The following is a 9,226-nucleotide window of genomic DNA, read 5'->3' on the forward strand; positions in this document are numbered from 1 at the left end:
TGGCGGTATGAAGAGCCCCCTGCTGTCCCTGCCCGGCGCCGTTCCCGCCGAGGGCGTGGACGAAGGCGTCGCCGCCCACTACGGCGACCTGTTCCGCGAGCAGCGCGCCCTCGCCGACGGCACCGGTTTCGTGGACCTCTCCCACCGCGGCGTGGTCACCGTCTCCGGCGACGACCGGCTGAGCTGGCTGCACCTGCTGCTCACCCAGCACGTCAGCGACCTCCCGGCCGGTGAGGCGACGGAGGCGCTGATCCTCTCGGCGAACGGCCACATCGAGCACGCGCTGTATCTCGTCGACGACGGCACGACCGTCTGGGCGCATGTCGAGCCCGGTACCCAGGAGGCGCTGATCGCCTACCTGGAGTCGATGAAGTTCTTCTACCGCGTCGAGGTCGCCGACCGGACCGCGGACTTCGCGGTCGTGCACCTGCCCGCCGGCTCCATCGCCCCGGTGCCGGAGGGTGCCGTCGTCCGCGAGACCGCGTACGGCCGTGATCTGTTCCTCCCGCGCGCGGACCTGGAGTCGTACGCCGAGCAGGCCGGCCCCGCCGCCGGAATCCTCGCCTACGAGGCCCTGCGGGTCGAGCACCACCGTCCGCGCCTCGGCTTCGAGACCGACCACCGCACGATCCCGCACGAGCTGGGCTGGATCGGCACGGCCGTCCACCTCCAGAAGGGCTGCTACCGCGGCCAGGAGACGGTCGCCCGCGTCCAGAACCTGGGCAAGCCCCCGCGCCGCCTGGTCTTCCTCCACCTCGACGGCAGCGAGGTCCACCTCCCCGTCCCCGGCACCGAGCTCCGCCTCGCCGAGGAGGAGCCCGACGGCCGCAAGATCGGCTTCGTGACCTCCTCCGTACGCCACCACGAACTCGGCCCGGTCGCCCTGGCCCTGGTCAAGCGCAACGTCCCCGTGGACGCCCGCCTGATGGCCGGTGACACGGCCGCCGCCCAGGAAGTCGTCGTAGAACCCTAGATCTCCAGCAGCACGGTGAACGGGCCGTCGTTCGTCAGGGAGACGCGCATCTTCGCGCCGAAGCGGCCCGTCGCCACCGTCGCGCCCAGGGCGCGCAGTTGGGCGACGACCTCGTCGACCAGGGGTTCGGCGACGTCGCCGGGGGCGGCCGCGTTCCAGGTGGGGCGGCGGCCCTTGCGGGCGTCGCCGTAGAGGGTGAACTGGCTGATGACGAGGAGCGGGGCGTCGATGTCGCTGCACGACTTCTCGTCGTCCAGCATGCGGATCGACCAGAGTTTGCGGGCCAGTTGGGCCGCTTTCTCCTTGGTGTCCTCATGCGTCACCCCCACCAGGACGCACAGGCCTTCGCCGGTGATCTCCCCGACGGTCTCGCCGTCCACGACGACACTCGCGCCGTCCACCCTCTGTACCACTGCTCGCATGCGCACCATGATGCCGTGGGGCCCGCCGGGCGTCGTAGGACGGTTTCCATTCGCTCCTTAAGAGCCCATCTGGGGCCGTTCGGGGGCACTCGGTCACATTGCGGCCAGTTGGGGTGGCACGATGCTTCCCACACGCCGGTCGAGGGGACGGTTGAGGCACATGAGCACACCGAGCACCGGGCGGCTGGGCATGACCACCCAGCGCACGCCCGTGCAACGCACCGACGGTCCGACAGGGGCCGCCGGCACCGCGCTGGGCGTCGAGCCCTGCGCACCCGATCTGGGCCTGCTGAGCCTGCCGGAACTGCGCGCGCTGCGCCGGGACGCGCAGCGCGACGAGGCCGACCTCAGCTATGTGCGGCGGCTGCTGCAGGGGCGGATCGACATCCTGCGCGCGGAGCTGGCCCGGCGGGGCCCGGCGGCCGTGCCCGCGCCGCCGGGCGAGGCGTCCGTCGTCGACCGGCTCCCGGAGATCCTGACCGACGCCCCGGCCCGGCACCGCTCCTCGGCCCGGCACGTCACGCTGGGCACGCCGCACGGGGAGGAGTACCGGCTGCTGGCCGCCGAGATGCTCGCCGAGGTCGAGCTGTCCGACCTGGCCGCACGCACCGATCTCGAGCTGAACGCCGCGATGGGCAGGCTCGTGCGGTACGAGCAGGAGGTGTCCCGGCGGCGGGCCGGGCTGCAGGGCACCACCGACGCGTGCAGCGCGGAGATCGCCCGCCGCTACCGGGACGGCCTGGCCCAGGTGGACGACCTGCTGATGTGACCCCTGCGGTCCGCCGCGCACGGAAATGCGGACGACACCGCCAGGGCCCGCACCTACCGTGGGCCCATGACTGGCCACACCGACATCGCCGTACGCCCCATCGCCGAAGCCGAGATCGCCGACTGGACCCGTGCCCTGAACACGGGCTTCCTGCGCGCCCCCGAGAGCTCCGAGGAGGAGATAGCCGACCGGGCCTCGTACATCGACCTCGCCCGTACGCTGGGCGCCTTCGAGGACGGCCGTTGTGTGGCCACCTTCCGGTCGTTCGCGCAGGAGGTCACGGCCGTCGGCGGTGCGGTCGTGGCCGCGGACGCCATCTCCAATGTGACCGTGTCGCCCACCCACCGGCGGCGCGGCCTGCTCAGCCGCATGATGGCCGACGACCTGGCGGCCGCCAAGGAGCGCGGCGACGTGGTGGCGACGCTGATCGCCGCCGAGTACCCGATCTACGGCCGCTACGGCTTCGGCCCGGCCACCTGGACCGCCGAGTGGACGGTCGACGTGCAGCGCTCCGGGCTCGACCCGCGCTGGTCGGGGCCGGGCGACGGGGGCCGGATCGACCTCGTGGACCCGGCGGACGTACGCAAGCTGGGGCCGGAGCTGTACGAGCGGGTGCGGCGGGCGCAGCCGGGCGCGGTCGACCGCGGCGAGCGCTGGTGGCAGAAGGCCACGGGCGCGCTGCGGACCGGGCCCAGCCCCTGGAACGAGCCGTTCTTCGCCGCGTACCGGTCGGCGCAGGGCGAGGTCGAGGGCCTGGTGTCCTACCGGGCGGACGACAATTGGCAGGCCAAGCAGCCGCACAACACGGCGAGCGTGGACTGGCTGGTGGCGACGGGCCCGGCCGCCGAGCGCGCGCTGTGGCACTACCTGTGCTCGATCGACTGGATCACCCAGGTGAAGTCCGGCTGGCGGGCCCCCGACGACCTGCTGCCGCTGCTGCTGCCGGACCCGCGGGCCGCCCGGATCACCACCCAGGCGGACTGGCTGTGGGTGCGCGTGCTGGACGTCGTACGGGCGCTGGAGGCGCGGACGTACGGCGGTGAGGGCGCGCTCGTGCTGGAGGTCGGCGACCCCGACGGGCTCACCGCGGGGCGTTATCTGCTGGAGGCGTCCGTCGAGGGGGCGTCCTGTGCGCCGACCACGCGGGACGCCGATCTGGTGCTGGGCGCCGGTGAGCTGGGCGCGCTGTGGCTGGGCGACGAGTCGGTGGTGCGGCTGGCCGCGCTGGGGCGGGTGCGGGAACAGCGGACGGGCGCCGCCCGGCTGGCCGACGCCCTGTTGCGCACGTCCCGGCGGCCTTGGTGCCCGGACGTGTTCTGACCGGAGCTGTCCCTGCGGACGCCGGGGTGCGGATGTGCTTGTTCAGTTGTGGCTGTGCGGTTCAGTTGTGACTGTGCTGCGCGGTTCAGTTGTGACTGTGCGATTCAGTTGTGTCTTTGCCGCATCCGTAGCGAGCTGTTCAGTTGTGGCTGTGCGTCCGCCGGGCTCCCGGCTCCCCTCCGGAAGGGAGTCCGGCCGGGGCCAACCCCCCGTGAAGTATGACCAGGTCACCGGAGTTGGCGACCAACTTCTCTTATCTCATGCCCACTTGGGGCGATGCCTAACCACCTTCACAGGGCCGGGCCGGTGACCAGCAGGGCGAGTACCACCGCTCCGACGGAGCTGACGGTGGGGTTCTTCGCCTTGATGCCGATGGTGAGCAGGAGCAGGCCGACGATCCCGGTGGGGCCGTACTGCCACTCGACGAGCTGCTCGAAGCCGATGACGAGGACCGCGGTGAGAAGAGCGAGGACGGGCACGGTGGTTCCCCCTTCGGGCAGGAGGTGGAGGCCGGAAAGCGGGAAGTAAAGCTTCCGCCAACTTGGCCGAGTTGGTGACCAACTCTGATTAAGTTGTCCCCACTTGGTCGATACTCATAAACAACTTTCCGGCAACTCCCCATAGATGGATCGAAGTTGTAGCGTTTGGTCGTGACTCAGGAGAACGTGGCAGTGAACGGCAGCAGAAGGCTCACGCCCCAGGAGATAGCCGACACTCTGCGCGAGCGGATCCGGACCGGCGCCCTGCGGGCGGGCGACCGGCTGCCCACTCAGGCCGAACTGGCCGAGGAGTTCGGGGTGGAGCGCGGCACGGTCCGCCAGGCGCTGCGCGCTCTCCAGGAGGACGGCCTGCTCAGCAACGTCAGCAAGGGCAGCCCCCCGCGCATCGCCGAGCCCACCTCCGCGCAGGCCGAGCCGCAGCCGACCATGGTCGCCCTCGCGCCCCGCCTCACCGAGGCGTTCTCCGCACGGCACGTCCACGTCGACGCCGCCTGCCTGACCGCCGAGACCCTGATGCTGGCCCTCGGCGAGCCACTGCGCCGCATCCACGAGGGCAGCATCAGCCCCGAGTCCATCGATGTACGCATCCTGCTGCCGTCCAGGAAGATCAACCTCGCCTTCCCGGTGCCGGTCGAGCAGGGCGGCGACGACGACCCCGTCCACGACCGCTGGCTCGCCCAGCGCAACGCCCAGGGCCACGTCCTGCGCCACAACCTCCAGGCCCTGCGCGCCACCCACGGCATCGACGTCAAGGTCGCCTTCCGCGCGCTGCCCTTCACCCCGCCGGCCAAGCTGTACCTGCTCAACGGCACCGAGGCGCTGTACGCGTACTACATGGTCGCCCGCCGCGAGGAGACCACCGACGGCGAGACCCTCGACATGTACGACGTGCTCGGCACCGAATCGCTGCTGTTCTCCTTCGACCGGCGCAGCGGACAGCGGGACGAGGCGTTCGTGGCGCAGTCGCAGCTGTGGTTCAACGCCCTCTGGGAAACCATCACGACGGACCTGACACTCTCTTAGTGACTTCCGACGTGACTTCCGATGCGCATTCCGACGTGAACTCCGATGGGACTTCCGACGCGACGCAGCTGCGCGAGCTGATCGGCCGCGCCCGTGTGGTCCTGTGGGACTTCGACGGCCCCGTCTGCCGTCTGTTCGCCGGCCACACGGCGCGGCGCGTGGCCGGCGAACTGGTGGAGTGGCTGGCGGAGCAGGGACTCAGAGGACTGCTGGAGGACGAGGAGCGCGAGACCGCCGACCCGCACATCGTGCTGCGCGCGGTCGACCGCAGGCACCCGGGCAGCGACCTCCTGGCCGAGCTGGAGGAACTCCTCACCCGGCACGAACTGCGCGCCGTGCCCTCGGCGATGCCCACCGCCTACGCCGACCCGCTGATACGCACCTGGTCGGCGGTCGGTGTCCAGCTGGCCGTCACCACCAACAACTCCGCGCGCGGGGTGCGTGCCTACCTGGACGGCCGGGGCCTGACAGCCTGCTTCCCGCACATCTACGGCCGTACCGCCGATCTCTCCCTGCTCAAGCCCCACCCGCACTGTCTGCACCGGGCCCTGAACGCCACCGGCGCGGCCCCCGAGGACGCCCTGATGATCGGCGACACGGCCACGGACTTCCAGGCCGCCAGGACGGCGGGTGTCCCCTTCCTCGGCTACGCGCGCAACGTCCGCAAGGAGAAGCTGCTGCGCGAGGCCGGCGCCACGACCATCGTGAGCACGCTGAAACCCGTCCTCGACGCCGTCCGCCGACGCGACTGAGCGGCAGGAGCGTCATGACCTCGCCCAGGGGACCGGCGGGTTAGCATGCCCGCACCGCGCGAGCCGTCTCCCCGTCCGCATGAGGCCGGGGCGTATCGAGCAGCTTCGAACGACCTCATGCCGAAGAGTGGCGGACCACCCATTGCGCCCACTCGTTCCCGGCCCCGGTCGTGGGCTGTGACCGTCCAGCCTTACCTTTGCCGTACTTCTCGTGACAGCCCTCGGAGCGGCTCGTGGACGTACCTCCTGTGCCCGCAGGCGTTCTCCGCGCGTTCGTGGAGCGCGCCGGAACCGAGGGCGAGGAGCGGGGCGGCCGGCATCACCGCAGTCTCCTGCTGAAGCTGCCCGAGGACCTGGCGCCCTGGGTGCGCCGCAGCCCGGGGACGCCGGTGACCGTGCGGGTGCCCCGCGCGGACGCGCTGCCCGTGGTGGTCAGGACCTGGGCCAGGGAGGCCGGGATCCACGCGGCGGCCCGGACCGTCCTGCCGCAGGTGCCGCGCTGCCTCGCCGAGGGCGACGGCGTCGCGGTCCTCGAGTACGTCGAGGGCGTCACCCTGGCCGCGCTCTGCCCGGACGGCAAGCCCGTCGACACCCTGCTGGTCGGGGAGCTGACGCGGATGCTCGCCGACACGGCCCGGGTGCGCCGGGCCGCCGTACCGCCGCTGCCCGCCGGCCGGCCGGGCAACCACACGGACAGCCGCGCGTATCTCCGCACCCTGGCACACCAGGCGGAGCTGCACGTACGGCGCCCCAACTGGCCCGTCTACGGCGGCCTGTTCAAGGCCCTCGGCGTCCCCGAGGACGCCCTGCCGCGGTTCGCCGAGCGCCTCCCCGCCCTGGCCCGGCGGCCCTACGGGCTGCTCCACGGCGACCTGCACCGCGGCAATGTGATCGTCCCGCACGAGGACGGAGCCCCGCTCGTCCCCATCGACTGGGAGCTGGCCGGCTTCGGCGACCCCCTCCACGACCTGGCGGCCCATCTGTGGCGCATGAGGTACCCGGCCGCCCAGTGGGACGAGGTGATCGACGCGTGGGCGCACGCCATGGGCCGGGTCCGCCCGGCCGCGCTGAACGGCCTCACCAAGGACCTCGGCCACTACGTCGACTTCGAGCGCGCGCAGTCCGCCTACGCCGAGGTGATGCGGGCCGCCCGGTCCCTGGAGCGGTCCACCGGCGAGGCGGGCCTTGAGGGCGCGGCGGAGGCGGTCGACCGGGCGCTGGAGGAGGCCGCGGGCCCGCTCGGCCTCGCGCGGCGCCCCGGCCGCGACGAGATCGCCCGCATCCTGCACCGTCGGCACGCGGCGCGGGCCGACGCCGCAGGCCGGCCGCTCCTGGCCGTCGCCTGGGAGCCCGACGGGCGCGTGGACGAACACCCGCGCTTCCCCGCCGACGCGGTGACCCGCGCGCTGCTCGCCGAGGGCGCGGCCCCCGCCGAACGCGTCTTCAAGGGCACCGCGCACCTCAACACGGTCGTCCGGGTGCCCGGCGTCGACTTCCCCGTCGTCGTACGGCGCAAGGTGAGCGACGTGGAGCGCCGCGAGGCCGGTTACCTCAGCGAGCACGCCGTCCTGCGGGCCCTGGAGCGCTCCGGCGCCGACGTGGCCGCGCCCAGGGTGCTCGCCCTGGGCCGGTGCGGACAGGGCGAGCCGTTCGCCGTCCACACCTACGTCGGCCCCCACGACGACCTGGACCGGCCGCCCGCCCACCCGGTGTACGGGCTGCTGCCGCACGAGGCGGACGGCCTCGTCGACCAGCTGTGCGAGCTGACCCGGGTCGACTGCCGCCAGATCGACCCCACTGCCGGCGAGGGCGGCTTCCACCCGTGGCTGTGCGATCAGCTCGCCGTGCTCGTGGCGGGCCTGCCGGACAGGACACAGCAACTGGCCCGCTCCCTCGGCCTGCCCGACGCGCCCCGCCTGCGGCAGATCCTGGCCCGCCACCGGGTGACGCCGCGCCGGCCCGTGCTGCTGCACGGTGACCTCAACCCGTGGAACCTGGTGCGCTGCCCCGACCGGCGGGCCCTCACCCTCATCGACTGGGAGCTGGCCCTGGTCGGCGACCCGCTGTACGACCTCGTGCGGCACATGCACCTCACCCCGACCGGGTCCGAGATCCGCGACCGGATGATCCGCCGCTGGGCGGAGCGGATGCCGAAGGAGTGCAGCCGGGGCTGGGCCGAGGACTGGCGGGTCTACCGCTGGCTGGAGATCGTACGGTCGGCGTACGTGGACCTGGACCGCCTGGTCAGCGGCGTCGGCCTGGACGCGCCCAACGTCCGCCGGGCCGTCGGCTCCTACGCCATGACCCTGGAGGTCGCCCTCGCTTCCCTGGGCCTGCGCCGGCCGCGGACCGCGGGGCCCAGTCTTGTGCGGGCGCTGGCCTGAGCGGGCCTCGGACTGTCCTGGCCTGAGGGTGCCTCGCCGGACGGCCCTGTGCCTGTGAGGGCCTCGCCGGACGGCCCTGGCTCACACCTCCAGCACCACCTTCCCCACCAGCGCCCGCCCCTCGATCGCCGCGTGGGCCGCTGCCGCGCGGTCCAGCGGGAACACCTCGCCGATCACCGGCCGCAGCCGGCCCGCGGCGGCCTCGGTGAAGGCGGTGGCGGTGAGGCGGCGCAGGTCGGCGGGGCCGAAGCGGTAGTCCTGGATGCCGTAGAGGGCGATGTCACGGCGTTTCGCCTCGTCGGCGTCGACGGGGGCGAAGCCGCCGGAGGGGGCGCCGTGGGCGGAGAAGCGGCCGCCGTCGGCGGTGAGGGCGAAGGCCGCCGCGCCCAGGGGGCCGCCCACGCCGTCCAGGACCACGTCCGCCGCGCCGCCGAGCGCGGTCCGGGCCCGCTCGGGCCAGTCGTCGGCGGTGAGGTCGACGGTCTCGTCGGCGCCCAGCTCCCGCACCAGGGCGAGCTTGGCCGCGCCGCGGGCCGGTGCCACCACATGGGCGCCGCGGGCGTGGGCCAGCTGCACCAGCAGGGTGCCCATGCCGCCGGAGGCGCCGAGGACCAGGACCCGGTCACCGGCGCCCACGCCGGTCCGCTCGACCACCCCGGACGCCGTGACCCCGTCATGGACGAGCGCGGCGGCCGTCAGCAGGTCCAGGCCGTCCGGTACGACGGTCAGCGCCTCCACCGGCGCCACCGCCCGCTCGGCGTAGCTGCCGGTGACGAACGCCCCCACCCGGCGGCCCCGCCACGCCTCCTCGACCCCCGCCCCCAGCGCCCGCACCACCCCCGTGACCCCGCCCCCGGGGACGTACGGCGGGCGCACCGGGAAGTACTCCTGGCCCCAGCCGGACCGCAGCTGCGTCTCCAGGAAGATGGTGTCGGCGTGCGCCACCTCGATCAGCACCTCGCCCGGCCCCGGGACCGGGTCCGGCAGCCGGACCGGGACCAGGACCTCGGGCCCGCCGAACTCCGTCACGTGCACTGCGCGCATGGCTCTCCCCCAGAAGGTGATCTCTCGTGCCGTGCCCGC

Annotated in this window: 9 protein-coding genes; 6 read left to right on the forward strand and 3 right to left on the reverse strand. The window is 73.2% G+C overall.

Features of this window, described 5'->3' with window-relative positions; translation table 11 throughout:
- Positions 1-7 precede the first annotated feature (7 nt).
- Positions 8-973, forward strand: coding sequence for a YgfZ/GcvT domain-containing protein (locus ACIQ6Y_RS22435; RefSeq protein ID WP_404041664.1), 966 nt, complete (start codon positions 8-10; stop codon positions 971-973).
- Here ACIQ6Y_RS22435 and dtd read toward each other — a convergent pair.
- Positions 970-1,395 carry a D-aminoacyl-tRNA deacylase gene (gene dtd / locus ACIQ6Y_RS22440; protein ID WP_404041666.1) on the reverse strand — a complete coding sequence of 142 codons (426 nt, stop codon included), beginning with the start codon at positions 1,393-1,395 and terminating at the stop codon, positions 970-972. The two genes, ACIQ6Y_RS22435 and dtd, sit on opposite strands and share 4 nt — an antisense overlap.
- A gap of 160 nt (positions 1,396-1,555) precedes the next feature.
- On the opposite strand from dtd, the gene ACIQ6Y_RS22445 reads away from it, so the two are divergent.
- Both ACIQ6Y_RS22445 and ACIQ6Y_RS22450 read left to right on the forward strand, forming a co-directional pair.
- On the forward strand, positions 1,556-2,164 hold the full coding sequence (locus tag ACIQ6Y_RS22445; RefSeq protein ID WP_404041668.1) for an aerial mycelium formation protein: 609 nt from the start codon (positions 1,556-1,558) through the stop codon (positions 2,162-2,164).
- Between the two features lie 66 nt (positions 2,165-2,230).
- Positions 2,231-3,484 (forward strand): GNAT family N-acetyltransferase, encoded by a 1,254-nt coding sequence (locus ACIQ6Y_RS22450; protein WP_404041670.1) that lies wholly within the window; start codon positions 2,231-2,233, stop codon positions 3,482-3,484.
- A gap of 290 nt (positions 3,485-3,774) precedes the next feature.
- On the opposite strand, the gene ACIQ6Y_RS22455 is transcribed toward ACIQ6Y_RS22450, so the two are convergent.
- The gene (locus ACIQ6Y_RS22455) at positions 3,775-3,963 is read right to left on the reverse strand and encodes a hypothetical protein (RefSeq protein ID WP_404041671.1); all 189 of its coding nucleotides are present in this window, start codon (positions 3,961-3,963) and stop codon (positions 3,775-3,777) included.
- Positions 3,964-4,128: 165 nt separating this feature from the next.
- Between ACIQ6Y_RS22455 and ACIQ6Y_RS22460 the strand changes: the two genes are divergently transcribed.
- The 3 genes from ACIQ6Y_RS22460 to ACIQ6Y_RS22470 all read left to right on the forward strand — a co-directional run bounded on the left by ACIQ6Y_RS22460 (position 4,129) and on the right by ACIQ6Y_RS22470 (position 8,143).
- Entirely contained in the window at positions 4,129-5,007 is an 879-nt protein-coding gene (locus ACIQ6Y_RS22460; RefSeq protein ID WP_404041673.1) for a GntR family transcriptional regulator, read from the forward strand.
- Positions 5,008-5,042: 35 nt separating this feature from the next.
- The gene (locus ACIQ6Y_RS22465) at positions 5,043-5,759 is read left to right on the forward strand and encodes an HAD family hydrolase (RefSeq protein ID WP_404041674.1); all 717 of its coding nucleotides are present in this window, start codon (positions 5,043-5,045) and stop codon (positions 5,757-5,759) included.
- A gap of 233 nt (positions 5,760-5,992) precedes the next feature.
- Complete coding sequence (locus tag ACIQ6Y_RS22470) at positions 5,993-8,143, forward strand: phosphotransferase family protein (RefSeq protein WP_404041676.1); 2,151 nt, start codon at positions 5,993-5,995, stop codon at positions 8,141-8,143.
- A gap of 81 nt (positions 8,144-8,224) precedes the next feature.
- Here the strand turns inward: ACIQ6Y_RS22470 and ACIQ6Y_RS22475 are convergent, their stop codons facing one another.
- A complete protein-coding gene (locus ACIQ6Y_RS22475; protein ID WP_404041678.1) occupies positions 8,225-9,187 on the reverse strand; it encodes a zinc-binding dehydrogenase in 963 nt (320 codons plus the stop codon).
- Between the last annotated feature and the right edge of the window lie 39 nt (positions 9,188-9,226).

This window comes from Streptomyces sp. NPDC096205 (genome assembly GCF_044763135.1).
Lineage (GTDB): Bacteria > Actinomycetota > Actinomycetes > Streptomycetales > Streptomycetaceae > Streptomyces.